This window comes from Ectobacillus sp. OTK (assembly GCF_059698935.1).
On record NZ_AP048547.1, the window covers coordinates 2,524,632 to 2,551,414 of the forward strand.

The 26,783-nt window shown below is 40.8% G+C and carries 24 protein-coding genes and 2 pseudogenes; 19 read left to right on the forward strand and 7 right to left on the reverse strand.

From position 1 onward, the window contains the following. Positions 1 to 39 precede the first annotated feature (39 nt). Positions 40 to 1,161 carry a histidine kinase N-terminal domain-containing protein gene (locus AC6HZ4_RS12435; protein WP_497495693.1) on the forward strand — a complete coding sequence of 374 codons (1,122 nt, stop codon included), beginning with the start codon at positions 40 to 42 and terminating at the stop codon, positions 1,159 to 1,161. Here the strand turns inward: AC6HZ4_RS12435 and AC6HZ4_RS12440 are convergent. Then, the gene (locus tag AC6HZ4_RS12440; RefSeq protein WP_497495694.1) at positions 1,158 to 1,877 is read right to left on the reverse strand and encodes a DUF4397 domain-containing protein; all 720 of its coding nucleotides are present in this window, start codon (positions 1,875 to 1,877) and stop codon (positions 1,158 to 1,160) included. The two genes, AC6HZ4_RS12435 and AC6HZ4_RS12440, sit on opposite strands and share 4 nt — an antisense overlap. Positions 1,878 to 2,333: 456 nt before the next feature. Between AC6HZ4_RS12440 and AC6HZ4_RS12445 the strand changes: the two are divergent. The 10 genes and pseudogenes from AC6HZ4_RS12445 to fbp form a co-directional block, all read left to right on the forward strand. Further along, positions 2,334 to 2,414: pseudogene (locus AC6HZ4_RS12445) on the forward strand (YjcZ family sporulation protein); the annotation flags it as partial. A gap of 390 nt (positions 2,415 to 2,804) precedes the next feature. After that, positions 2,805 to 4,097 (forward strand): aspartate aminotransferase family protein, encoded by a 1,293-nt coding sequence (locus AC6HZ4_RS12450; protein ID WP_497495337.1) that lies wholly within the window; start codon positions 2,805 to 2,807, stop codon positions 4,095 to 4,097. A gap of 47 nt (positions 4,098 to 4,144) precedes the next feature. Continuing rightward, positions 4,145 to 4,792, forward strand: a complete 648-nt coding sequence (locus tag AC6HZ4_RS12455) for a CoA transferase subunit A (RefSeq protein WP_497495695.1) — start codon at positions 4,145 to 4,147, stop codon at positions 4,790 to 4,792. Next, on the forward strand, positions 4,777 to 5,439 hold the full coding sequence (locus AC6HZ4_RS12460) for a 3-oxoacid CoA-transferase subunit B (protein ID WP_497495339.1): 663 nt from the start codon (positions 4,777 to 4,779) through the stop codon (positions 5,437 to 5,439). The genes AC6HZ4_RS12455 and AC6HZ4_RS12460 overlap by 16 nt, the downstream gene beginning before the upstream one ends. 15 nt (positions 5,440 to 5,454) lie before the next feature. After that, positions 5,455 to 6,723: a peptidase gene (locus AC6HZ4_RS12465; RefSeq protein ID WP_497495340.1), complete on the forward strand. Its 1,269-nt coding sequence runs from the start codon at positions 5,455 to 5,457 to the stop codon at positions 6,721 to 6,723. Continuing rightward, on the forward strand, positions 6,720 to 7,565 hold the full coding sequence (ablB, locus tag AC6HZ4_RS12470) for a putative beta-lysine N-acetyltransferase (protein WP_497495341.1): 846 nt from the start codon (positions 6,720 to 6,722) through the stop codon (positions 7,563 to 7,565). The genes AC6HZ4_RS12465 and ablB overlap by 4 nt, the downstream gene beginning before the upstream one ends. A gap of 51 nt (positions 7,566 to 7,616) precedes the next feature. Beyond that, complete coding sequence (locus AC6HZ4_RS12475) at positions 7,617 to 8,990, forward strand: sigma-54 interaction domain-containing protein (protein ID WP_497495342.1); 1,374 nt, start codon at positions 7,617 to 7,619, stop codon at positions 8,988 to 8,990. Positions 8,991 to 9,152: 162 nt separating this feature from the next. After that, on the forward strand, positions 9,153 to 10,562 hold the full coding sequence (gene kamA, locus AC6HZ4_RS12480) for a lysine 2,3-aminomutase (RefSeq protein WP_497495343.1): 1,410 nt from the start codon (positions 9,153 to 9,155) through the stop codon (positions 10,560 to 10,562). 4 nt (positions 10,563 to 10,566) lie between these two features. Next, complete coding sequence (locus AC6HZ4_RS12485; protein ID WP_497495344.1) at positions 10,567 to 10,848, forward strand: YokU family protein; 282 nt, start codon at positions 10,567 to 10,569, stop codon at positions 10,846 to 10,848. 300 nt (positions 10,849 to 11,148) lie between these two features. After that, entirely contained in the window at positions 11,149 to 13,080 is a 1,932-nt protein-coding gene (gene fbp, locus AC6HZ4_RS12490; protein ID WP_497495345.1) for a fructose-1,6-bisphosphatase, read from the forward strand. A gap of 334 nt (positions 13,081 to 13,414) precedes the next feature. On the opposite strand, the pseudogene AC6HZ4_RS12495 reads toward fbp, so the two are convergent. Next, positions 13,415 to 13,971: pseudogene (locus AC6HZ4_RS12495) on the reverse strand (aminotransferase-like domain-containing protein); the annotation flags it as partial. A 122-nt stretch (positions 13,972 to 14,093) separates the two neighbouring features. Between AC6HZ4_RS12495 and AC6HZ4_RS12500 the strand changes: the two are divergent. Continuing rightward, positions 14,094 to 14,357 (forward strand): hypothetical protein, encoded by a 264-nt coding sequence (locus AC6HZ4_RS12500; RefSeq protein ID WP_497495346.1) that lies wholly within the window; start codon positions 14,094 to 14,096, stop codon positions 14,355 to 14,357. 75 nt (positions 14,358 to 14,432) lie between these two features. Here AC6HZ4_RS12500 and AC6HZ4_RS12505 read toward each other — a convergent pair whose 3' ends face one another. Next, positions 14,433 to 15,350 carry an AraC family transcriptional regulator gene (locus AC6HZ4_RS12505; RefSeq protein ID WP_497495347.1) on the reverse strand — a complete coding sequence of 306 codons (918 nt, stop codon included), beginning with the start codon at positions 15,348 to 15,350 and terminating at the stop codon, positions 14,433 to 14,435. Between the two features lie 211 nt (positions 15,351 to 15,561). Between AC6HZ4_RS12505 and AC6HZ4_RS12510 the strand changes: the two genes are divergently transcribed. From AC6HZ4_RS12510 to AC6HZ4_RS12530, 5 genes are all read left to right on the forward strand, one after another. After that, entirely contained in the window at positions 15,562 to 16,542 is a 981-nt protein-coding gene (locus AC6HZ4_RS12510; protein ID WP_497495348.1) for an aldo/keto reductase, read from the forward strand. Between the two features lie 443 nt (positions 16,543 to 16,985). Beyond that, positions 16,986 to 17,441 (forward strand): hypothetical protein, encoded by a 456-nt coding sequence (locus AC6HZ4_RS12515; protein WP_497495349.1) that lies wholly within the window; start codon positions 16,986 to 16,988, stop codon positions 17,439 to 17,441. 367 nt (positions 17,442 to 17,808) lie between these two features. Beyond that, positions 17,809 to 17,982: a hypothetical protein gene (locus AC6HZ4_RS12520; protein ID WP_497495351.1), complete on the forward strand. Its 174-nt coding sequence runs from the start codon at positions 17,809 to 17,811 to the stop codon at positions 17,980 to 17,982. Positions 17,983 to 18,146: 164 nt separating this feature from the next. Further along, the gene (locus tag AC6HZ4_RS12525; RefSeq protein ID WP_497495352.1) at positions 18,147 to 18,398 is read left to right on the forward strand and encodes a hypothetical protein; all 252 of its coding nucleotides are present in this window, start codon (positions 18,147 to 18,149) and stop codon (positions 18,396 to 18,398) included. A gap of 363 nt (positions 18,399 to 18,761) precedes the next feature. Then, positions 18,762 to 19,529 (forward strand): DUF3959 family protein, encoded by a 768-nt coding sequence (locus tag AC6HZ4_RS12530; RefSeq protein ID WP_497495353.1) that lies wholly within the window; start codon positions 18,762 to 18,764, stop codon positions 19,527 to 19,529. Positions 19,530 to 19,821: 292 nt separating this feature from the next. Here the strand turns inward: AC6HZ4_RS12530 and AC6HZ4_RS12535 are convergent, their stop codons facing one another. From AC6HZ4_RS12535 to AC6HZ4_RS12545, 3 genes are all read right to left on the reverse strand, one after another. After that, positions 19,822 to 20,085, reverse strand: a complete 264-nt coding sequence (locus tag AC6HZ4_RS12535) for an IS3 family transposase (RefSeq protein ID WP_497495696.1) — start codon at positions 20,083 to 20,085, stop codon at positions 19,822 to 19,824. A gap of 120 nt (positions 20,086 to 20,205) precedes the next feature. Further along, on the reverse strand, positions 20,206 to 20,697 hold the full coding sequence (locus AC6HZ4_RS12540; protein ID WP_497495697.1) for a DUF4956 domain-containing protein: 492 nt from the start codon (positions 20,695 to 20,697) through the stop codon (positions 20,206 to 20,208). 550 nt (positions 20,698 to 21,247) lie between these two features. Then, on the reverse strand, positions 21,248 to 22,483 hold the full coding sequence (locus AC6HZ4_RS12545) for a DUF418 domain-containing protein (RefSeq protein WP_497495354.1): 1,236 nt from the start codon (positions 22,481 to 22,483) through the stop codon (positions 21,248 to 21,250). Between the two features lie 235 nt (positions 22,484 to 22,718). Between AC6HZ4_RS12545 and AC6HZ4_RS12550 the strand changes: the two genes are divergently transcribed. After that, positions 22,719 to 24,701 carry a response regulator transcription factor gene (locus AC6HZ4_RS12550; protein ID WP_497495356.1) on the forward strand — a complete coding sequence of 661 codons (1,983 nt, stop codon included), beginning with the start codon at positions 22,719 to 22,721 and terminating at the stop codon, positions 24,699 to 24,701. A 2-nt stretch (positions 24,702 to 24,703) separates the two neighbouring features. Here the strand turns inward: AC6HZ4_RS12550 and AC6HZ4_RS12555 are convergent, their stop codons facing one another. Continuing rightward, positions 24,704 to 24,937, reverse strand: a complete 234-nt coding sequence (locus AC6HZ4_RS12555) for a hypothetical protein (protein WP_497495698.1) — start codon at positions 24,935 to 24,937, stop codon at positions 24,704 to 24,706. 250 nt (positions 24,938 to 25,187) lie between these two features. Here AC6HZ4_RS12555 and AC6HZ4_RS12560 point away from each other — a divergent pair, with 250 nt between their 5' ends. Further along, entirely contained in the window at positions 25,188 to 26,630 is a 1,443-nt protein-coding gene (locus AC6HZ4_RS12560) for a glycoside hydrolase family 1 protein (protein WP_497495357.1), read from the forward strand. Positions 26,631 to 26,783: the final 153 nt, after the last annotated feature.

The following is a 26,783-nucleotide window of genomic DNA, read 5'->3' on the forward strand; positions in this document are numbered from 1 at the left end:
ATATATTGTATTGTTTCTTTTTAGAAGGGGGGGTTTACAATTAAGAGCTATGCTGAGCAGCAATTTTGTACATACTTAGTAAAAAATAAAGATACAATTGTAGAGAATTGGAATAAAAAAATTATTGTGTCTCAAAGCGATCCCTTCAAAAAAGAGATTATCATCAATGGGGAGCAAGTTATATCTCTTATTATTTCTCTTATTACGGAAGAAAAGCAAATTGAGGATATTCATTCAATATGCAAGAAGATTGCGACGGAACGGGCACAGGCGGGCGAGAATATAGGGAACTTCGTGTATAATACAAACGTGGGTCGCCATGAGTTGTTTGAAGCAATGTTTAAGATGGATGTGAAGGCTTGCGAACTGCAGCCAGTCGCTTCAAAAATTCATCTTTGTTTTGATTATCTTATTTATTATACAGTGCTCATATATTCTGAGATTATCGGAAAGAATTTAGAGGAGAAACAACACTTTATTAAGGAAACCCATAAGGAACGACTTACAATATTAGGTCAGATGTCAGCGAGCTTTGTACATGAATTTCGAAATCCGCTTACATCAATTATGGGATTTGTAAAATTATTATGTGCAGACAATCCAGAACTGCCGTATTTAGATATTATTTCGCATGAGTTAGATCAGCTTAACTTTCGGATTTCACAATTTCTGCTCGTTTCGCGTAAAGAAATGTGGGATGAAAAGACAGATTTCTTTTTGAATGATTTGTTTCATGATACAATCCATTTTCTCTACCCGAGTCTCGTAAATGCGAATGTCTCAATCGAAGAAAATATAGAAGATCCAGTTCCTTTCAATGGATATCGGAGTGAGATTCGCCAAGTTTTTTTAAACATACTTATGAATTCTATTGATGCGCTGCAAACTATCTCGGGAAAAAGGCAGATTGTCATTGATGTTTCGCAAACCAAAGACTATATTCATATTTTGATTCGGAATAACGGGCCTGTGATTCCTTCCGAGAAGCTCGAAACGATTTTTGAGCCGTTTGTCACAACAAAACAGCTTGGTACAGGCATTGGATTATTCGTTTGTAAACAGATTGTGGAAAAGCACAATGGTTCAATACAATGTGAATCTACAGATGATTGGACAAAGTTTATGATTCTATTTAAGAAAAATACGCTGGAGGCACATTAGTTTGTTAAAAACAGCGCCTCCAGCTTTGGTTCTTTGTTGGTGAAACCAATCGCATATATGCTATAGATTTTGTTTGCTTCAATTTTGACATCAGACAGCGATAAAATAGCATCCTTCATTCCCGTCACACATACATCTAAATGAGCGGTGCCAGGACTTACCTGAAAGAATTCTGTTGCTTGTTTGAACGGAACGTTCGGGAACAGGATATCGCTGTCCTGCATTGCAAGATCTACTGCCGGCGCATCTGGTGAGAGATGAATGAACCGAATCTTTGCCTCTCCGTACGGTAAATATGTGCTGTCGACAAAAGACAGAAGTTGCAGCTTAGTGATATTACCAGCAGCTGTGATTGTGTAAGTGTAGCCGCCCATGATTGGAATAATAGCCGAAAATAAAGGAGAAGAGTGTGTACTGACCGGATACACATCAATGCGATATTGACCTTGCGGCAGTGAAATATAGCTGCTGTGCTGCTTAAAAGCTATGTTTTGTAAAATACGCTGGCCGTTTACGTATATGTCGACTGCAGGCGTATTCGGCGAAGCATGCAGGATGCGGATCTTTGCTGGCTGCATGCTTGGAGAGGCGGATTGAGATCGTTCTTGCTCATATATAGCTATGAATTTTTGGAGTTCTTTATAATGTTTCATGTAAAACTCTATATGCTTTTGTGGATTAGAGTACTTATAATAATGAGCAAGCTGGTCATACATCCATGCTTTCGATGCATATGTATATGCTGCTGATGAGAGCAACCTTTTCACCTCCTAATTTGTCTTTACACTATATGCGAAGATGGATGAGGCTTATGCTCGTTTTTGGCCTTTGTCTTCCCTCAAAACTTCCCTTCATTTCTACGATAAATTCTATTGACGTAACAATTCCTTTTTGAATGAAATGTATATGCACAAAGCTCTGTAATTACATCCTTATTACAGTTATACCAGTTGCTGCTAACAAACATAAGGAGATAAATTTTTAGCTTTCAAAGAGATTTTTTCTTTTTCTAGGCGAATGCACATACCGTTTTATGCTTGTTTTACATATTTTGTGAATGTAAACCAATTCAAAATGATGTAAGGAGTGAAAAAACTATGTACGGATACGGTTATGGATATGGTTATCCAGGTTATGGTTACGGTTATGGTTATGGCGGAGGTTATGGCGGCGGCGGTTACGGATACGGTTTTGCGTTAATCGTTGTATTGTTTATCCTTTTAATTATCATCGGAGCAGCTTGGGTTCGCTAATGTCTTGCTGAGCAGAGCGTCAACCACTATTGACCGATTAACTTCATGTTAATCGGTTTTTCTTTGTTATAAAAGTATGTATTAATAAAAAATAGTTAGAAAATGCTTTTAAAGCGAACGTTAAAATATTTTTATTTTTTATAGTTCGTTAGCGGTGACGGTGCAGGTGTGACCCGCGGTTTAGCACAAGCTAGTACGTGCGGTGCTTGGATAGAAAGGGATATTATGAGTACGTTAGGAACAGAAGCAACACGCGAAGACATTACGTTGAATTAAAAAGCAAAAGCCCTCTAGGACTATGAAAACATGATCCTAGGAGGCTTTTTATATGAAAGAAAAAAACATTTCCCTCATAAGATGATAGAAGAAGGGTGAGGGGGAGAGGAATGGATGCGTGAACATTTAATTAAGCCGCTGGTCGGACAGCCTTATCCGACTATTTCTCACGGCAACGGCATATATTTGTATGATACGAACGGCAAACGGTATTTAGACGGTTCTTCTGGAGCGATTACCGCAAGTATTGGTCATGGTGTGCAAGAAGTAATTGAAGCGATGACGAAACAGGCTGAGAAAGTATCCTTTGTATACCGCTCTCAATTTACGAGTGAAGCGGCGGAGCAGTTAGCAAAAACGTTAAGCGATAAAAGTCCGGGGGATTTGAATTGGAGCTTTTTTGTAAACAGTGGTACGGAAGCGATGGAGACGGCTATGAAGATCGCAATTCAGCATTACCAAGAACGTGGTATAACAAGCAAGCAAAAAATTATATCACGTCACATGAGCTATCATGGTATTACAATCGGTGCGCTTTCGATGTCAGGTCATCCGCTGCGCCGCCAAAGATTTACTCCTTTGCTTGAAGACTACCCCATTTTACCACCTCCATATTGTTTTCGATGTCCGTTTGGTTTGCAGCAGCCTTCCTGCCAAACAGCGTGTGCCGCACAGTTAGAGGATGAAATAGAGAGAATTGGCTCCGAGCATATTGCCGCGTTTGTAGCCGAGCCAATTGTTGGCGCAGCTGGCGGAGCGATTACCCCGCCTGATGATTATTACAAAATTATAAAAAACATATGTGAACGCTACGATATTTTATTTATAGCTGATGAGGTCATGACTGGTCTTGGTCGAACCGGAGCGTGGTTTGCGATGGAACATTGGGGAGTGGTTCCTGATCTCATTGCTCTTGGGAAAGGATTAACAGCGGGATATGCACCAATGGCAGCGACATTGGTGAGTGATCGGGTGATGGAGCCGATTTTGCAAGGGTCAAAGCTTGTAATGGCTGGGCACACTTTTAGTGCGAATCCCCTATCAGCAGCAGTTTCACTGGCGGTTATAGAGTATATTGAACGTTATAATCTCGTAGAAAATGCTGCTGAAAAAGGGGCATACTTATTAGAAAAATTGCATGACTTTAAAAAGGAGTTTCCTATTATTATAGATGTACGTGGAAAAGGGCTTCTCTTAGGACTAGAGCTTTCTGTTCCATGTTCCAATCTTATTGGAGCAGCGGCAAAATACGGGTTGCTTTTATATCCGGCAGTCGCAGGAAGAAATGGAAAGGAGGAGATAGCTGTACTTGTTGCACCGCCGCTGACAGTTATGCATGCGGAGATTGATGAACTGCTGCAGCTGTTGTATGCGAGTCTGCAGGAAGTGATGGGAGGGATACGGTAATGGAGATACAAAATCCGTTTGGAAAGATAACAACTGTAAAACAAGTGATGCCTCTATTTCATGATGGGATGACACTTATGTTTGGTGGGTTTGGAGGGGTTGGATCGCCCCCTACAATTATTTCTGCTATTTTAGCAGAAGGAATACGAGACATGCATCTAATAGGAAATGATACAGGATTCCCTGAAATCGGTATTGGTCCTCTAATCACAAACGAGCGTATAAGTTCTATTATTACCTCTCATATCGGCTCGAATCCAAATGCAGGCCGGCTTCTTCATGAAGGCAAACTACAGATTGAATTTTGTCCGCAAGGGACCCTTGCGGAGCGGATCCGTGCCGGCGGAGTCGGGCTAGGTGGAATCTTGACTGATATTGGCATGGATACAATAGTGGAGGAAAATAAGCAAACGGTTGTTGTGGATGGATGCCGCTACCTTGTAGAGACCGCTCTAACAGCAGAAGTAGCTATTGTATATGCTAAGCAAGCAGATCCGTTTGGGAATCTGGTGTTTGATAAAAGTGCACGAAATATGAATCCGCATGTAGCGATGGCAGGAGCGATTACAATCGCTGAAGCAGAGGAAATTGTACCGCTAGGCTCATTAGCTCCAGATGAGATTGTAACACCAGGTGTATTCGTAGACTATGTTGTACCTTCGGAAGGGGTGAACTGGAAGTGGGCATGGGAGTAGATGTTCGCAATCGGATTGCAAAGAGAGCGGCAAAGGAAATTCATAATGGAATGATTGTAAACTTAGGAATCGGTATTCCTTCCCTTGTTCCAAACCATTTACCTGCTGACCTTCAGGTAATGTTCCACGCGGAAAATGGAATTCTTGGCTTAGGACCGAGTCCGGCAAAGGGTGAGGAAGATGCGCATATATGTAATGCTGCTGGTTTTCCGACAACAGTTATACCAGGTGCAAGCTATTTTGACAGCTGTACGGCGTTTGGTATGATTCGGAGAGGGCTTCTTGATGTTACAATTCTTGGCTCGCTTCAGGTGAGCGAAACAGGTGATTTGGCAAACTGGATTGTACCAGGACGCCGTGTTCCAGGTATTGGTGGTGCGATGGATTTGGCGCAAAAGGCAAAGCGGGTAATCGTGGTTATGAGTCATGTTGATAAAGACGGAAAGCCGAAAATTGTAAAGGAATGTACACTGCCGCTTACCTCAAAGGGCTGTGTTCATGTAATTATTACGGATATGGCTGTTATGGAGGTCACGAAGAATGGTCTGCTTGTAACAGAACTGATGTCTCCGTATACGATATCGGATGTTCAAACATATACAGGAGCTTCTTTTTCTGTTAGTCCTTCTCTAGGTACAATCGACTAAAATGAGGTGAAGCGCTTGGAACAGTATAAAAAAATTGTCCGAAACTATATTCAAGCTCACCAACTACAAGGGGTACGTCTATTAAAACGGCTCGTTCAGGAAAAAAGTGTCTCAGGAAATGAAAGCAGCGCACAAGCAATCATGATTGAGAAATTGAGGGAGCTAGGGCTGCAGCTTGACATTTGGGAGCCCTCTTTTCGTAAATTAGAGCAGCATCCCTATTTTGTATCACCTCGAAGCAGCTTCCTTGATAGTCCGAATGTCGCGGCGGTATTAAAGGGAAGCGGCGGAGGGAAGTCGATTATTTTAAACGGTCATATCGATGTAGTACCAGAAGGAGATGTACGGCAGTGGAAGTACAATCCTTATAGAGGAGAGGTGGATGGTAATCGTCTCTATGGACGCGGTGCTACCGATATGAAGGGAGGAAGTACTGCGCTTATTATGGCAATGGAAGCGATTATTGCCTGCGGCATTCGTTTGAAGGGAGATATATGCTTTCAAAGTGTAATTGAGGAAGAAAGCGGAGGGGCAGGGTCTCTTGCTGCGATTGTAAGAGGATATAAAGCCGATGGCGTTCTGATTCCAGAGCCTACAAATATGAAAATTTTTCCGAAGCAGCAGGGCTCCATGTGGTTTCGTCTAACTGTAAAGGGACAGTCTGCGCATGGCGGTACACGCTATGAGGGAGTAAGCGCGATTGAGAAGGGTGTAATTGTCATTGAGCATGTGAGAAAATTAGAAAAAGTAAGAAATGACCGTATACGAGAGCCTCTCTATCAATCTATTCCGATTCCGGTTCCGATTAATATTGGCAGAATTGCAGGTGGAAATTGGCCTTCATCCGTACCAGATCTGCTTGTATTAGAAGGGAGATACGGTATAGCACCGGATGAGAAGATTGAGGAGGCAAAGCAGGAGTTTGAAAATTGGTTTCATACGTTGAGCGAAGCAGATGCTTGGTTTTCTGAGAATGTTGTTAAAATTGAGTGGTTTGGTGCAAGATGGGTACCTGGATCTCTTGGGGAGGAGCATCCGCTTGTGCAAACGCTCAAGCAAAATTTTACGATTGTGCGAGGAGAAGAGCCCCTTGTAGAAGCCTCCCCATGGGGGACAGACGGCGGATTATTCACGCAAGTTGCGAATATGCCAGTCGTTGTATTTGGACCGGGAGAAACGAAGACTGCACATCAGAATAATGAGTATATAGAAATTGATAAAATGGTAGAAGCAGCTGAAATAATCGCCTGCATGCTTCTCGATTGGTGTGGGGTGGAGGAATGAAATATTATGAAGCTTTCTCGGAGCAAGCAAGGAATTATACAATAGAAGGAGTGCTTGACTACTTTAATGAACGGATTCGGATTGATTTGTATACAGGAAATATACAAGCGGTTCTGGGCAGAACAGAGCAGTTGGCAGAGCAGTATAGCTTTTCTAAGCTTATTGTAAAAGGCAAACACGAACACCTCTCTTTTTTTATTTCAAGCGGATACGTGCTTGAAGCAATGATCCCCCTCTATTTTCAAGGGCATACTGCCTATTTTTTCACCAAATATCGAAAAACTGACAGAAGAAACAGCTCATTTTGGGTGCAGGAGGATGAGGTAATCGATAAAGTAACAGCTCAGCAGGACGTGAAGGAAAAGGAGGTTCCATCCTCCTTTGAACTTCGTCCTGCAAACGAGGAGGATGCGGAGGCGCTTGCGCAGCTATTTGGACATGTGTTTCAGGTGTATCCGACCCCGCTGGATCGAGCTGAATATATCCAAAAAACAATGAAGAAAGATACAATTTACTATGTGTACGTAACGAATGGTCAAATTATTAGTACGGCGTCGGCTGAAATGGATCCTCTACAAGGAAATGCAGAGCTGACAAATTGTGCTACGCTGCCGGAATTCCGTAAGCATGGATTAATGAAGCGGCTGTTAAAAGCCCTTGAGGAGGAATTGCGTTTGCGGCATATCTTTTGTTCGTATACGATTGCAAGGGCTTTATCTTATGGCATGAACGCAGCATTTTACCAAATTGGTTATTCTTATATGGGGCGGTTGACAAACAACTGTTATATTTTTGATAAAATGGAAGATATGAATGTTTGGGCAAAGGATTTATCACAATAAGCCGAAAATCCGGCATAGTGTGTGCCGAATTTTAAGCAGGGAGGGAACGGTGTGCCTGCGTCGTTTACAAAGGAAATGATGGAAGCAATATTAAGCAGCATTGATGAAGCGGTCCATGCAGTAGACGAGAACGGCTTTACAATCTTTTATAACGCCGCTGCTGCCAAGCATGATGGAACGCGGATAGAGGAGGTACTTGGAAAGCACGTATTAGAAGCCTTTCCCTCATTAACGAAGGAGTCGAGTACGCTTCTTACGGTACTGGAAACAAGACGTCCTATATTACAACAGGCACAGCGTTACCAAAATCGCAGCGGCATGGAAGTTTGTACTGTAAATAGTACTATTCCTATTTTAATTGAAGGCAGGGTAACCGGAGCTGTTGAAATTGCGAAGGATTACTCTGCGATTCAAAAGCTGACGGATAAAATTGTAGAACTGCAATCGAATAGAAAGAGGGCTGCTGCAGGAGCTAAACAGTATAATGCTATAACGTTTGAGCATATTTTGACAGAGGACCAACGCTTTTTAGAAACGAAGCGTTTAGCAAAACGAGTAGCACCGACTGATGCACCCGTTTTGCTGTATGGTGAAACAGGAACTGGGAAGGAGCTGTTTGTACATGCGATTCATGAGGCATCTCCCCGTAAAACAAAGCCATTTATTGCCCAAAACTGCGCAGCCTTGCCAGAGTCGCTGCTCGAAGGAATTCTGTTTGGAACGGCGAAAGGGAGCTACACGGGAGCCATAGACCGAGCTGGATTATTTGAGCTAGCCGATGGAGGTACGCTGCTGCTTGATGAGATAAATTCCATGCCGCTTAATTTACAAGCGAAGCTGCTGCGCGTATTGGAGGATGGCATGGTTCGCCGCATTGGCGGTCAAAAAACGAGGAAGATTGATGTTCGGGTGATTGCAGCAATGAATGAGCAGCCTGAACTATGCATGAAAAATCATATGCTGCGTGCTGATTTATATTATCGTTTGAATGTTTTTTCTTTATACATTCCGCCGCTGCGGGAACGAGCAGGTGACATCCTTATGCTGGCTCATTATTTCTTGCAGAAAAATAACGCTAAGCTAGGAAAGCAAATACGAGATCTTGATGTATCTGTAAAACAGCTCCTTCTTTGCCATCATTGGCCGGGGAATGTTAGGGAGCTGAAGCATGTCATAGAGCATGCAATGATTATGACGGACGATGCAATGATTAGGATGGAGCATTTGCCTTACTCATTTTCTCGCGTCTCTCAAGCTTCGAATATAACATCTTTGCGCGAGGCGCTGCAGGAAACGGAGGAGCGGCTTATTGAGCAAGCGCTGCTGCAAACGAATGGGAATATGATGCAAGCAGCAAGGTTGCTTGATATACCGAGGCAAACACTGCAATATAAGCTGCGAAAGCATCGACAAGCTGCCGAATAATAGGCAGTTTTTTTGTGCTTTCACCAACTTCTTGGATATGACATATAAAGAATTAGGTAAACGCACAGAAAGCGCCGATGGATCATAGGAAAATAGCTAAAATAGATGATTGGCACAAATTTTGCATAGAAAAAGGCAAGAAGGATAAAGGAGGACTTTTTCATGCTGCATGATATATATAAACCAAAGCGTCATTGGAAGGATATTGAACTATGGAAGGATGTAACCGAGGAGCAGTGGAATGATTGGATTTGGCAATTAACGAATACGATTAAAACATTAGACGATTTAAAGAAGGTAATTAATCTATCGCCAGATGAGGAGGAAGGAGTAAAAATTTCTACAAAAACAATTCCTCTTAATATCACACCTTATTATGCCTCTCTTATGAATCCGGACGATACCCGTTGTCCGATTCGGATGCAATCTGTTCCAATTTCGAAGGAGCTCTACAAGACAAAATATGACCAAGAAGACCCGCTTGGGGAGGATGATGATTCTCCGACACCTGGGCTGACGCACCGCTATCCGGACCGTGTATTGTTTCTCGTGACAAACCAATGCTCGATGTATTGCCGGTATTGCACACGTCGCCGCTTTAGCGGACAAATCGGCATGGGTGTGCCGAAAAAGCAGCTTGATGATGCCATCAGCTATATCCGCAACACGCCGCAGGTACGCGATGTGTTGATTTCCGGCGGTGACGGACTGTTAATTAACGATAATATTCTAGAGTATATTTTAAAAAACTTACGTACTATCCCGCATGTGGAAATTATCCGTATTGGCACGAGAGCGCCTGTTGTCTTTCCTCAGCGCATCACAGAAAACCTTTGCAATATCCTCAAGAAGTATCATCCGATTTGGCTGAATACACACTTCAACACTTCCATTGAGATCACAGAGGAATCCAAACAAGCTTGTGAGATGCTTGCGAACGCAGGCGTACCGCTCGGTAATCAGGCTGTTATTCTAGCAGGAATTAATGATAGCGTAGCGATTATGAAAAAATTGATGCACGATCTCGTTAAAATTCGTGTTCGTCCGTATTACATTTATCAATGCGATTTATCAGAGGGGATCAGTCATTTCCGAGCCCCAGTTTCCAAAGGGTTAGAAATTATTGAGGGGTTGCGAGGACATACATCTGGATATGCAGTCCCGACCTTTGTTGTCGACGCTCCAGGCGGCGGCGGGAAAATCGCCCTGCAGCCAAACTATCTCCTGTCTCAAAGCGCGGACAAAGTCGTGCTCCGCAACTTTGAAGGTGTCATCACCACATATCCAGAACCGGAGAACTATGTGCCGGGTCGGGCGGAAGGATACTTCGGCGAGGTTTATCCGGATTATGCGGAGAAGAAATCAAACATTGGTATTGCCGGGCTCATGAATGATGTGAAGCCGAATCTCGTGCCGGAAGGGCTGCAGCGTTTGGATCGCCGGAAGCAGTATGAGGCAAATCCAGAGCATGCTTCCTTGAAGGATAAACGTGAAAAGCGCGATCAGCTGAAGGAGAAGAAGTTTCAGGCGCAGATGAAGAAGCTGAATGAAGGTACGGAGAAGGAGGCGTAAGGGAATGCCGAAGTGTGAATGGTGCGGGTCAGAAGCAGCGATAGATGGTCATAACACAGTGTTTTGGGAGCTGCCGGATGGAACGAAAACGATAGGGATTACGGAAACACCATGTGTCTACTGCGATGCATGCGGGATGGAGTATCAGACAGAAGAGACGGTGAAGGGGATTGAGGATCAGCTGTTTTTGATTAATACGAAGCAGCTGAAGAAGCAGCTGACGTATGCGGAGTTGATGGCAAAGCCGCGGCTGCTGAAGAGAAACTATTTTGATTTTAGTTCGTGATGCCAGCACTTGTTGCTGGCTTTTGTATTTGATATTTATGTTTTATTTCAAATAAAATCTCTTGCTTTTCCCAGGGACGGGTAAGTATAGGAGAGTATCAAATTAAATTATGCATTTTCTTATTTTAGAAGTAATACCAAATCTAAATAAGTTTTTCTCTCAATTTTATTGCAAACAAAGACAATAAAAATATTAATTACCGTTATATCTTCTATTTGACTTTTCTTTTATGATATAAGTATTAAATATAGGCCTATTAGATGGAGAATGAAGGGTGAATTTTGAAAGGGGATACGTTGTTTGAATGCAAAATATCTAGATTTATTGGCGCAAAAATATGATAGTGAAGAAAAAGTGATAACGGAAATTATTAATCTCGAAGCGGTCCTCAATCTGCCTAAGGGGACAGAACATTTTGTCAGTGATTTACACGGGGAGTATCAAGCCTTTCAACATGTGCTAAGAAATGGTTCGGGGAATGTAAAAGAGAAAATCAGGGACTTGTTTCAAGATGTTTTATTTGAAAAAGAAATAAATGAATTTGCAACATTAGTTTATTATCCTGAAGAAAAATTACAGTTAATTAAAAATAATTTTGGTAATGAACAAGAATTAAACCAATGGTATACAGTAATTATCGAGCGGATGATAAGGCTTATTTCTTATGCCTCCTCCAAATACACACGTTCGAAATTACGTAAAGCATTGCCGAGTCAGTTTGTGTATATTATAGAGGAGCTACTATACAAAGCGAATAAATCTACAAATAAGGAACACTATTATACAGAAATTGTCCAGCAGATTATCTCCTTAGGCCAAGCGGATAAGCTTATAACAGGACTTGCTTATACGACTCAGAGATTGGTTGTTGACCATCTTCATGTAGTGGGAGATATTTATGATCGTGGACCAGAGCCTGATAAAATTATGGATACTTTAATCAATTATCATTCTGTTGATATTCAGTGGGGAAACCATGATGTACTATGGCTAGGTGCCTTTGCTGGTTCAATGGTTTGTCTTGCTAATATTATTCGTATCTGTGCCAGGTACGACAACTTGGATATTATTGAAGATGTATATGGAATCAATCTTAGACCCCTGCTGAATCTTGCGGAGAAATACTATGAGGACAATCCAGCTTTTAGACCTAAGATACATTCAGATAAAAAACTATCTGATCATGAACAATTACAAATTACGAAAATTCATCAAGCAATCGCGATGATTCAGTTCAAACTTGAAATGCCTATCATAAAGAGACGTCCGTACTTTAATATGTCAGAAAGGCTTTTGCTTGAGAAAATTGATTATGACAAGAACGAAATCACAATTCGTGGGAAAACCTACCCTCTAGAAAATAGTTGCTTTGCAACGGTTAATCCGCAGCAGCCCGATCAATTATTAGAGGAAGAAAAGCAGGTTATGGAAAGACTGCTATTTGCAGTCCAGCATTCGGAAAAGTTGGCCAGACATATGAACTTCCTTATGAGGAAAGGGAGTCTTTATTTAAAATATAACGGGAACTTGTTAATACATGGCTGTATTCCTTTAGATGAAGAAGGAAATATGGAAAAAATGATGATTGAAAATAAAACCTATTCAGGCCGTGATTTATTGGATATTTTTGAACATTATTTACGGCATTCTTTTGCACATCCTGAAGAGACAGATGATCTTGCAACAGATATGGTCTGGTATTTATGGACAGGAGAATACTCATCACTGTTTGGAAAAAGAGAAATGACAACTTTTGAGAGGTACTTTATTAAGGATAAGGAAACCCATAGAGAGAGAAAGAATCCATACTACCATTTACGTGAAAATGAAGAAGTTTGCCGCAAAATCCTAACTGAATTTGATCTTAATCCTGATCAGGGGCATATTATAAATGGCCATACACCAGTTAAAGAAATTGACGGGGAAAATCCAATTAAAGCGAATGGCAAGATGATTGTCATCGATGGAGGTTTTTCCAAAGCCTATCAATCAACAACAGGTATAGCTGGATACACTCTACTGTATAATTCCTATGGCATGCAGCTGGTCGCCCATAAACATTTTAATTCAAAAGAAGATGTTCTATGTAACGGAACGGATGTTTTGTCAGTAAAAAGATTGGTGGATAAGGAATTAAAGAGAAAAAAGGTTAGAGAAACCAATGTTGGTGAGGAATTATTGCAGGAAATCTCTATTTTGAATAGTCTGAGGGAATATCGTTATATGAATTGACACAAGTTGTTATAACTCAATTCAATTTAAAAGAAGTGCGATAGTTTGGCGGTATGAATCTGTTCTGACATTTGCTTTTCTAATGTGTCAGTCAATAAGTTGCGGTATGTGCAAGTACTAGGCTGTTGATCACGTCAGCAGCCCTTTTTGTTCCTTCAAAATAAGTATGCAGAGGACATTTTGCAGCACCCCCAGAACGAAATTTTAGAGCTTTTTGTAACAAAGACGCGTATCTTTCATTTGGGGGTAACCTGCGTTCCTGACTTGATGAGCATAAGAAATAAACTGATTTATCTTTTTACAAGATAAATATTAAACTTTTGCGCGTCTCGAACTAACCAAGATACTGTTTTAGGATCCCTAATCCTATTTTTAACTCATCCAATGAGTTTGTCGAAGAAAGCGCAATGCGTAAATACTTATTAGGTGTAGTCTGCCCGCTGAGAAAACGATCAGAATGAAACACTCGAACGCCATGCTTTTGTAGATCCATTTCCAGCTTGAAAGCATCATGATGCCCTTGAATGGGGAGCCAGCGATAAAAGCTTAGCGGATGCTCACCGAGTTTTCTGTGAGGAAAGTATTTCAGGTACATATCGTTTGCAGCTTCTGCAAGCTGTTTCTTTTGAGAGACAATTTCATGAGCCTTTCCTGATAGCATAAGCTCTGTGATTACCTCTGCATCTAAAGAGGACGTTTTCACATTGACGTTAAAAATGGCCTGCAAAATATTCTTACGTAGCGCATCCCCGTAGACCATATAGGCAACTTTTAACCCAGAGCAGATAGACTTGGAGGTGCCGCAGATATATACAGTCTGTTCTGGAAGTAAATTGAACATGGCTGCTGATAGTCAGAAATTATGCCTGCCGTCAGAAATGCGTGAATGTCACCTTTGGTGCAGTTGGTCTTTTAATTACACTAATAAGGCTTCATGGTTTTATCTCACATCGCCATTCCTTATACGAATGGCGATGTGAGTAAAATAAATACATAAAAAGGGGGAGCCAATCGTGAAGGTAAGAATTGATGAGCTGCGAATTCACGAGAAACACTATGAACAAATCTTGAATCAAGTCAGAAATGATCCGTATGCTTTATCGTTAGGGATTCAGTTAACAAAATTTGAGGCCGGCACTTGTTGCTGGTTTTTCTTTTCCATAAAAAACGCGTCCGATGCCTCTGGCATCGGACGCGACGTACTAAAATTGATAGCTATGGCCCAAAAACGGCTGCTTTTTCACTTGAAAACGGGCTTCATAATCTTTTCTCCCTGACATATAAAAATTATCTCGAAGGAACACTTAGAAAACTCTTTTTAAACTAGCCTGCACGTTAGTACAAAAAGCAATTCATGCGTTTATCGCTTGGTCATATTTCTCCCTCAGGCGCTTTATATCTTCTCTAGGCGGAAAACCAAACATGCGGGAATATTCACGACTGAATTGCGATTGACTTTCATAGCCTACACAGAATGCGACATCAGCGACATCTGTTGACTCAGCTAATAACAGACGTCTAGCTTCCTGCAGTCTCAGTTGTTTTTGGAACTGAATCGGGCTCATAGCCGTAACCTCTTTGAAGTGCCGATGAAGCGAAGAAACACTCATATTCGCTATTTCCGCAAGCTCCTCAATTCGAAAGGATCTATCATAGTTATTGATGATATGTTCGATAACGTCTCTAATTCGATAGGCATTGCTACCTTCTAATGCCATTTGTTCCAGTGCATCCCCATGCGGACCTTGTAGAATCCAATAGAGAATTTCCTTTGTGAATAAAGGAGCAAGTACCGGGATATGTTTCGGATTGTCTAGCAAACAGGCTAACCTGACTACTGCATCCAACAGAGATGGCTCTACTTTGCTGACAAACATAGCTCGTTTTGCATTTTTTCCCCGTCCAACCCGAATTTCTGAATCACTTAAAATCTCCAAGATTTGACTCGGTGTAAATTCAAGTTTGAGAGCCAAGTATGGAGCGTCAGAAGAGGCTTTGATAACTTGCCCGGTAACTGGCAAGTCAACGGATGCCACAATGTAATCGGCAGGACCGTACCGAAAGCGCTCCTCTGCCAACAATACCTCCTTCTCTCCTTGGACGATAATACAAAAGGATGGCTCGTTAACTCTAGAAATTGGTTCGGTAATAATAGATTCACGGATGAAAAATAAAGACGGAATAGCAGTCGGGCGAACACCGTCCTGCCCTGAATAACGTTCAATGAGTTTGGCAAGTTCATGCTGCTGTTTGTATACTTGCTCAGACATATGTGATTCTCCTTATTCCTTCATCTTTGATAGTTTTATTCTATCGTATATTTGTCGATTGCGTAAATAGTTGTGAGAGAATTAGGCAAAAACTTGATACGAATGTGATAACGGTTTCTTTCTCATTTGTTGCATAATCAGTAGTACAGAGGTCATGATAAACAACAACTGAAATGAAAGAGGCTAATAAAAGAAAGTGAGGAATAATCAAATGGAATATGTGAAACTTGGAAATACAGGCTTGGATGTATCTAGGTTTTGTCTTGGCTGCATGAGCTTTGGTGTAGCAGAGCGGTGGATTCATCAATGGGTACTCGATGAAGAGCGCAGTCGTCCTATTATTAAAAAAGCTCTTGATCTTGGAATCAATTTTTTTGATACGGCGAATGTGTATTCAATGGGAACAAGTGAAGAAATTCTTGGACGAGCTCTAAAGGATTATGCCAATCGTGATGAAATTGTACTTGCAACGAAGGTTCATGGTCGTATGCATGAAGGTCCAAATGGTGCCGGTCTTTCCCGAAAGGCAATCATGAGCGAAATTGATAAGAGCCTTAAAAGACTGGGAACTGATTATGTAGACCTTTATATTATCCACCGCTGGGATTACAATACTCCTATTGAAGAAACGATGGAAGCATTGCATGATGTTGTGAAGGCGGGGAAGGCGAGATATATTGGTGCTTCTGCCATGTACGCATGGCAGTTCCAAAAGGCACTGCATGTAGCGGAGAAAAATGGGTGGACTCGCTTTGTGTCGATGCAGAATCATTTAAACCTCATATACCGTGAAGAGGAACGGGAAATGCTGCCTCTTTGTAAGGAGGAAAAAATTGGGGTGACTCCATATAGCCCACTCGCATCAGGGAGATTGACTCGTGATTGGTCGGAAACAACGCATCGTTCCGAAACGGATCAAATTCAAAAGTCTAAATACGATGCGACTGCTGATGCAGATCGGTTGGTCGTGGAGCGGGTTGCAGCAATCGCAGAAAAATATGGTGTTCCACGTATCCATATCGCACTTGCCTGGTTGCTACAGAAAGAACCGGTAACAGCTCCTATTATCGGTGCTACGAAAATATCTCACCTCGAAGATGCCGTAGGTGCTCTATCAATTAAGCTAACACCGGAAGAAATTGCGTTCCTAGAAGAGCCGTATGTACCGCATCCAATAGTTGGTCATAATTAATTGTGGTGTGATGACATCTTATTGTTTAAAAATTAATAACAGAAGAAAGGTCGATTTTCCAAAGTAGGAAGATTGGCTTTTTCTATAACTTTGTGAAGTATTATACTTGAACAAACTGCCTGTTCGTAATGTCATTAAAGTTTTTTCAGATATAGTTCAATAACAGCTTTTTTGATGGTTCTTGGCTTTTAGTTATTTGTCTATCCACTTTAGACATTGAAAGGTTCACCAAACTTCCTTAAAGATAATTAACAATTTTATCAGATTTGTTCAATAAGCAACAAATTACGTTCATTTAACGATTGAAGACGCTTTCTTCTTATTTACAATTATAGATAGATGTTGATTAATCAATCAATCAATAATGCTTTTTTTACAGACATCGAATTTAGCTAAATCGAAGTGACTTAAAATGATTAGAAAATTCACGAGGAGTGCATACCATGGAATCATTTATGGAATCATTTATGGAATCGTCAAAGGAGGCAAAACTTCGTGAAATCCGAAATTATATAAGAGCAAAAGATCATGATTATGGGTTTTGCAGAGGTGAAACGTCTCATTCCATACATCCTTGTTTCAGCGTCTGCGGGATGGAAAAAGTCGCACATGAGATGGAGGATTTTTATTGGATTAATGACTGTACCATCTATGTGACATATAAACCGGAGTACACGAAATGGCGTAACGTCATGTATCGGCTGGCATACTCTTCTCGGGAGACACAGGAAGAATATTATTTTGTCCACCCGTTAACAAATGACGAGGCGGCTGCTTTCGTAAACGAACACTTAGAGCTGCTTAACCTTGAACGAGCTGTATCCTTTAGTTTTGGTAATGATAGATTGCAAGCTTTCGAAAAATTGGAAGCGTTGTATATCAAAATTAAAGATAATTAACAATTACGATTGATTTGTACATTTATTTATGTTTCTGGAAGTGGAACAGACAGCACAGAAAAAGGGCGTATCATATGGGCCAGAGTGAAGGGAAAGATAGAGAATGATTTACTTCGTCTACCTTTTAAATCTGCTTATATGTTTCGCCCAGGAGTCAGCTTTCCCATGCATGGTGTAAAATCAAAAACAAAATTGTACCAACTTGTTTATGGTGTAATGAAACCTTTTTATCCTTCGGCACTTCAATCAAAAATGTTGTGTATTTTGGAAGTTAGGTGTATACACTATCTACTAAAGCCTTCAAATTGCCCTCTAGAGGTTTTATGGGCAGGGGGTTATGGGATATGGAGAAAGGAGACTAAAAGCTATGAAAAAGGATGAAGCCCTAGTAAAAGCTGTTGTTGCTCTCATTGAGCAAGAAAGAAACGCAAATGAGGGAATATTTGTTGGGTCACCAGAACTTGATGAAGTCATAGGCACATTAATATCCCTTGCTGATGATAAAGAACAGGTAATAGAGCATGCTTCAAAAGAAATGTAACAACTTAAAGGGTTTAAATTAATAAAAATTACCACATTTTTCAACCCGTTTAAATTTTTCCAATGCCCAAAACATCCTGCTTGTAAGAACTTATAAAATGTATTTGTTAAGGTGGAATATTATATAGAGTATATATAGTAATGCTTTAGCTTTTGAACCTTGAGATGAAGAAGGATGAAGTAAAACCTGTTTCGTATCAAGTCTGGCTGTCTTCTAACAAAAAACAGTATGAAATTGCAATTGGAGAACCGGATGAATATGTGAAACTTGTTCTAATCAATACAGGAGACGACATTATAGATAACATTGAACTACCCCCACCTATTCGCTACTGCTCCTTGAGGTGGGGGATTCCGTATTTGCTTCCTAGGAAGCGAAATACAGAGCCGTTCAACAAGCTTCTCATGGGCGAATAGGGAGAGCTCACACGTCCCTTACAGACACAGGGACACCAAGGTACCCCTGTGTCTAGTCAGGTAGTGATAGCTGTTTCTCTTTTTTCATCCTATACGGCTTGCTATGTTCTTGCACCAATGCACCTGCCATCCTGGAGCTTGGTCCTCTAGCCTTTGCGGCAACATGACGGTGATGCAAGAACATGTTATCGATTCTAAATGGAGTTAAGCTTCTGTTTCCACTGGGCTATGCCCATAACGTACTTGAAGTGGGGGGATGAATGTCGGAGAATGATAAAATTATAGAAAAGGTAAGAAAATCACTTCGAAATTCTTTATAATGTAAAAGTAGAAAAGATAGTAAATTGAAAGGAATGGAGAAGTGTGAAGAAACTGGATGTACTGTTAATGATACTCAGCTGCCTGTTTCCAATTGCAGGTGTTATGAAACAATTCCCTCTTATATTATCGCTAGTTGTGGGAGGATTGTTATTTTTCATTAGCTTGGGAAGTTATTTTGCCAAACGAACCAATTTGCGAGTATTTAGTTGGATAGCATATGCTGTATTTATTACATTCTTGTTATTGCTTCGAAACCCGTATATAACGACAAGTTCCCTCTTGGAAAATATGAAAATTTCGGCATGTATTGCTGTTATACCATTTTTGTTCCGGTTTCGTACGTATGCGATTACGATAGGATTGCTTGGGTTATGGGCATCTTTGTTATGGGATGTAAAACAGGTCGGTTCGCTAGAAGCGCTACAGCGTATTATGTATGTAACTACGTCAGAACAAATATATTTGCTGCCATTCGGGATTGGATTTTTATTTGGGGGATGGCTGGGAAATATAACAAAACCTTCTCCTAAACGGGAAAAATGGTGGAAGCCGAATAAATCGAAACAGAGAAAACATCGAAAGGGATGGAAAATTACAATTCCTGTTCCGAGTCTGCCGAAGATTGGTGTTAAAGTGTCAAAATCTCGATATGAATCCCCGGCACAGCAAACAACCCGCTCGCATGAATCAAGGCAAGAGGAGAATATGGAACAGTATAGATCAGCAGAAGAGAAACAAGATATAGAAACAGAATTTATCCATGAAGAAACCAGAGAAACACGAATGGGGAGAAGAAAGAAAAAGGCTTAAAAAAATCTCTTCGTTCTTTAGATCTACAGATTAGAAAAATATCAAAAAACAAGAACGTAGCAGAATGCCTTTTATATCCTTAGAAGAATGCCTGTGTTTTGTACGATAACAATAAAAAGAGAGCTAAATCAAAAGAAAGCAATAGGGAAGATACAATAAAGAAGAGGAAAGACATGCCAATAAATACAAAGGCAGAGCCGAGCGTTAAACATACTATAATATAATGAGAAGAGGTTACTATGTCCAATATGAGGGCGTAGAGCCTCTTTTTTCTTACATACAGACTACATAATCAGAGATTGGAAAAAATGACATATACTTCTTTCTTGCCATAGTAGGGGCGTTTCTTTCGAATGAACGCACGAATTCCCAGCTCACGCATGAGGCGTTGTACACGCTTATGGTTTACCTGTAAGCCGTGCATACGTCTCAACCAAACTATAACTCCTCGATAGCTATAAATCCCCTTCAGCTTTGTATGGCATTCCTGAATGCTTTCCTTAGCAATGAGCTTATTGATTTGTATGTATGAAAGAAAACAATCATCATTAGCAATTTAGAATAGTGATGAAAAGAGCACCAGCACTTATTTTAAGAGCCTTAGATGGCTAATTGAATAAATACTAGCGTTGATTTTCTCTATTTGCTTTCCTATCTTCTGATAGACCTTCTTTAATTAAGCTGTAAAGTTACCGTCGTAGCTTAGCATGATTGCTGATTTCACCTCGTCTAAGCTAGAGATATGATTAAGAAAGCCCATGTCATTTTCTTTTACACGAATTTCGTACGTTACTTCATAATCATTTCCAGGCATAACAGATTTTGATTTTAAAGAATGTTTTTTTGCATGTTTAGAAATCACATGCTCCAAAACGGTTTCAATGGAGGTTTGGCTGTATCTGATAACTAATAAATATGGATTTTCAACTGCAATGCGATTTACGAAAATAATTAATACTAAGCCGATTAAGATAGCACCCACAATGGCTAATAGGACGAAGCCAGCGCCGTATAAAATACCTGAAACAATGGAGCAGAAAATATAAACAATATCCATAGGATCTTTAATCGGTGTTCTGAAACGTACGATTGACAATGCTCCAACCATCCCTAGTGATAACAGAACGTTGGATGAGATACCGATAATAATTAAGGCAGTTACACTTATACATTATATACAGAAGGAACAGCTACAGGAACAAACACAGACGGCCTGTATACTGATGGAGATTATAACGGCGGAACAAAGGTGGTAGAATTTGAAATTTCTGACTCTGTCACATGGCTAGATGAGTCAGGTGTAACCACTGCAAAAACATCTGGCCCTGGTGGAGGGGGGGGCAGGTGGCAGAAAGAACAGACCACAGTAAGGAAATCGAGCTGGTATGTATGTTTTAAGAGTTAGATGAAGAGGCAAGAGAGAAGCTTGAAAGCATTATGAAACTCACATTTCGCACCCTGATCGGAAAAACTTATGATTTTTTTAATCCTTTTTTGTAAAACAATTCGATACCAACACATATAGCCGTGGTATTTACCTTTTTTACCACGGCTTGTATTATTCTTCACTTACAGATAGATGTTTTCCGTAAAACCAAGTACCTGCTTATGAAGTTTGCGGAGTACATCGGGATTCCACTCTTTATCGGACTTGTTTCTATCATAAAATAAAATACTCCACGCCTAATTCATAGATGGGGAGTATTGGGTGCTTACTCTTAAGATGATTTCATAGAAGAATTTGGAATCGGTGACCCAGACTGCTGTAAATTTCCATAAGTTAATCGTCTCCATAGCCACTCCATTGGGCCGTATGCAAAGCGGCTCATCCACCAGCAGCTTAATCCAATTTCAATGAAAAATATAGCGAAGCATACTGCCAGAATCATAACGTAATTTAATTTTGCAAATAACCCGAATCCGACAAACAGGATGACAGAAATGAAAGATTGCAGAAGATAGTTTGTTAACGTCATCTTTCCGACAAATTGAAACGGCTTTAGCAGCTTCTGCCCAATCGGTTTTTGGTACAGCAATACAATGGATGAGATATAAAACAAGCTCATAAAGATACCGAATCCATATACAAGGAGTTGGGCAAGCGGGCCTTCATATGCGCCGATGTTTACAAACTGCAGTCTTGTAACAACTAGAAGTGTGACAGCAAGCAAGCTTAATAATCCGAAGACATCCCGCATATTTCGAAACAATCCTAAATACTTTTCGATCTGATGGAACACACCGATTCGCCCGAAATAAAATCCTAACAGCATCATTGCAAAGATACTTGGAAACGTAATAATTTCTAGTGTTAATGAAGGGATAACAGAATCCTTGATATGATATGGCAGCCACTCTATATAATTGCCGTTTTGATACATTTCTGTCGCCGTAGCTGCTTTTTGCTTTGCCAGCTCATAATTGCTTATGTTGTTTGCCTGTATATCGGCTCCTGGCTGGGTGAATGCAAGTGAGAACATTGTTAAAAAAAGTACAATGATAGAAATAGCCCATGTTAAAACAGTTTTTGCCTTTCTCCGGTAAAACAGCATAAGCAAGCAGCCTAAAAGTGCATATACGTGAAGAACGTCACCTCCGTAGAAAAATGTCATATGAAGTGTGCCAAATCCAAATAATACAAGCATTCTGCGAAAGAAAAAGCTGTAAATCTTTTTCCTGCTTTGTTCTGCACGCTGCATAATAACATAAAAACCGAAACCGAACAGAAGAGATAAAATCGGATAAAATTTTCCTGAACAAAATGCCTCAAGGATAAGCCGGATCCACTCATTAACTGATTCATCTCCTTTAGGGATCAGGCTGTATTGTTCGTAATATACGTCGGGTGTACTTAAATATCGGACATTGACAAAAAAGATGCCGAACACTGCAATTCCCCGCAAAATATCAACGATCGAAATCCTCTTATGGACAGGGGGTGGTTGTAAACTCATATGAAACACTCCTTTAGTCATGTATGATGGCGCCTTAGTTATTACTATATTGAATTTACGGCGCATACGATATGACCCGCAGGTATACTTACGTGTATACGCAGGGAGAAATGATGGAGGATGTACGGGTATTTGCCGATAAGAATTTGCTTAAGAATGTACACCGTTATGTTTCTTTTAAAGTATACTTTTCGTAAAGAAAGATTTGAAAAATAGGAAAGGAGGCTTGGCATAGGTGGATGGAAAATTAAGTAATATTCAACAGCGGGAAGAAGAATTTCTAATCGGCCGAGAGCAAGAGCTGCACAGCTACAATCAATTTCTTTTAGGAAAAGGTCAGAAATTTATTTGGTCCATGCATGGGACGGGAGGCATGGGGAAAACGACTCTTCTCGATGCATTTAGAAGGAGGTCTCTGAGAGAAGGTGCTTCTTTTATTCTCATAGACAGCCGAGAGTTTGTCCATACGCCGGAGCAGCTATGTCGTCATTTTCTCCGTCTCATGAACGGTGCGGCGGATACGTTACATATTCATGATCCCTCAAAGGGTATCCTAGATCAAATCTGTGAATTATCTAACAGCGGTTGTGTAACGCTAGCTTTTGATAATTATGAGGAAATGATAGATTTAGATGGTTGGCTTCGGGAGAACATTTTACAATGGCTTCCGCGAAATGTCCTTACTATTTTAGCGGGGAGAAAGCCGCTTCAGGGAGTATGGATTTTGTCACCAGCATGGAGAGAGCGTGTACAACAAATTTCATTACGAGGGCTTTCTGAGGAACAATCTAATGAATATTTAGCAAAATGCGGTGTGTTGGATGCTCCTGTCCAAAAGAAAATATGGGAGAAAACAAAAGGGCATCCTTTAGCACTTTCCTTAGCAGCAGCTACTTGGTCCGAGAGCATGTCAGAGGCTGAAGATGAGGAATGGTTTTCGCTGCTAGTTGAGCAATGGCTGCGGGAGGTACCGAACGAGGATTTCCGAGAGTGGGTGGAAGTTGTTTCTGTGCTTCGATATTTCGATCGAGAGTCTATCAGCTTCGTAAACGGCGGAGAAGATATTACGGCTGAAGAGTTTTCCAGCCTTTGTAAATTATCATTCGTCAGAAAAACAGGAAAAGGCTGGACATTACACGATGTCATGCGGGAAGCATTAAGTAAGCTCATAATGGAACATACACCGAATAAATATCGGGAGCTGCTTGCGCGGTGTGCGGAATTGCAAGTGAATCGTATTATGCAATCTCCGCGTGATGGAAGTACGACTTGGCATGTCCGTGAATGCTTTGCCTACATCGGCGATGCATCCATTCGCTGGCTTGTCACCCCTACTGAGCAGGAACAATACGTATGGGAGGAGTTAAGTCTCTGTAACCTAGCGGATGGAGAGCATTATATGGAGCGTCGATATGAACAAGAAGCGGCGCGCCAAGGTTCTGAAACACATTCGTTAGATGTTATAAAAGCGAAGGATTTGTCCTTAAAAGAGCTTGTTTCGTTAAACAACAATATTGTGAAGTTGCTAAGAAATCAGGCTGGAGAAGCTGTAGGGCTGTCCGTTATATTTCCGATTAATATTTCTACAATTCCTTATATGAACAAGGACCCGCTTGCCTCTGTATACATAAATAGCCTATCTTCAAAAGAATATAAAGAGTTTCTTGTTCCGGCAAGCAGTCAAGCGGGATGGTATATTCGAATTATCGATGTGTTAGAGCCGATGAACCCTCTTATGTCGATGCAAGCAATGGCACTCATATTTTCAATGATGGTAACGGGCGGTATTATTGCTGCTTCTCCGCCGCCGAATCCAATTCTGCTACAAAGCCACCGAAGCTTAGGTTTTCAAGAAATACCGAATACGTATCATACATATTATGATGGAGTTACACCCACCCCTACATTTTTTCTAGATACAAGAGGCGAGAAGTTGCGCACCTTATTTGAGGACCTTCTGCGAAGAACAGGTCTTCGCACGAAGGAGGATTCTGATTCCTTAGCAGACAAAAGTCAAGCTGATAAAATTCAAAAAATGATGCAAGGATTGACTGAAAGAGAGCAGGAGGTTATCCAGCATGTTATTCAGGGACTTTCCAATATAGAGATTGGAAAAGCACTGTATATTACTGAGGCAACGGTTAAAAAGCATTTAAGATCAGCTTACAAAAAGCTGCAGGTGCAGAACCGAGCTGATTTGTTGCGAAGGCTTCTGTGACATTATGATAAGGTTGGGTCATTATGATCCAACCTTTTACGTGTGTCTTGATGTTTCTGATCCGGGTACAGCTTTAGTTTGACTTTGAACTTTAAGAAGCAGACATAGTTGAGTTTGCGGTAAAATCGTAAAATGGCTGATGTAGAAACGCGGGTTTGGTCGGCCAGATTGCGAATCCGCATGTAAATCATCTTCTCTCCATTAGCAAGCACATACTTGTAAACCGAGTACTCCAGTTCATTAGTTCATTGAATACTGCCAGAACTTCGCTTGAAACATTGTGGCCTTCCTAATAATAATCACTTGTTCACATTGTTCCTTGTTCCTTCAGGAAACACTATGTTTTTTAGATGTAACAAATGACATCGGGCGGCATATGTGTCTAATGCGCTGTCCTCTATGTATTTTTACCGCAAAACTACCTATAATCTTTAACAGAGAGATATTACAGCATGCTGATACATGAACAGATAGGAGATATGGAATATGAACCATGTAGAGAGTAAGTTCCCGGAAGGTTTTCTATGGGGCGGAGCAACGGCTGCCAACCAAGTGGAAGGCGGATTTTATGAAGGAAACAAGGGAATGAATATTGCGGATGTTCTTCCTGGCGGTAAAGAGCGTCTTAAAATCTTACTGTCACCTGGTTTTGACTTTACAATTGATAAAGAAAAGTACAGCTACCCAAACCATGAAGCAATTGACTTCTACCATCGTTACAAAGAAGATATCGCGTTATTCGCAGAAATGGGCTTTAAAGTATATCGCATGTCCATTGCGTGGACACGCATTTTTCCAAATGGTGATGAGTTAGAGCCAAACGAGGCTGGGTTAGCTTTTTATGACCGCGTTTTTGATGAATTGCATAAATATGGTATTGAACCGGTTGTAACGATTTCCCACTATGAAATGCCGGTAAACCTAGTTACAGAATACGGCGGTTGGAGAAGCCGTCAAGTTGTAACCTTCTTTGAGCGGTATGTAAATGCTATTTTCAATCGCTATAAGGGAAAAGTAAAATATTGGATGACATTTAATGAAATTAATAGCGGCTTGCATTTCCCGATTATGGGTCTTGGTTTTGCAATTCAAAAAGAAGAAGACAAATATCAGCCTACTTTCCAAGCATACCACCATCAGTTCGTTGCAAGCAGCATTGCGGTAAAGCTATGCCATGAAATGATGCCAGATGCTCAAATTGGCTGTATGATTCTTTATGCACCAGTATATGCTTATGATTGCAACCCTGAAAATGTAATGTACGCTCTTAGGGAGCAACAGCTGTTTAATTATTTTTGTGCTGATGTCCAAGTGCGCGGGGAGTATCCAGCTTTTATCAAGCGCTATTTCAAGGAGCACAATATTGAGCTGGAAATACAAGAAGGGGATTTAGAGTTAATCAAAGAAAATACGGTAGACTATATTGGCTTCAGCTATTACATGTCACGAACAGAGAAAAAGGTGAAAACAGCAGAAGAAGCGGCACAAGGAAATATTCTATCTGGTGTAAGAAATCCATTTTTGAAGGCGAGTGACTGGGGATGGGAAATCGATCCAATGGGCTTGCGCATTTCTTTGAACGAGCTGTACGATAGGTACCGCATTCCGCTCTTTGTTGTGGAAAATGGCTTAGGGGCAATTGATACAGTTGAAGAAGATGGAACGATTAACGACGACTATCGCATTGATTATTTGCGTGATCACATCAAGGCAATGCGTGAGGCTATTGAAGATGGTGTGGAACTAATGGGATATACAAGTTGGGGATGTATTGACTTGGTAAGTATGTCAACAGGTGAGTTCTCTAAGCGTTATGGCTTTATCTACGTTGATAAGCATGATGATGGCAGCGGTACGTTGGAACGCAAGAAGAAAAAGTCTTTTTTCTGGTATAAAAATGTGATTGCAACGAATGGAGAAGAGCTATAATTCATCATTCTTATAAACGAGGCAATCAATCAGAAGGCGGCAAGGGCGGGAAACCCTTGCCGCCTTCTGTATTTAGAGGAAATGTCCACTTCCTCGAATGTAGTGTTATGTCAATCCGACACGTATGGAGTATTCGCTTATAATTCCTCAGTT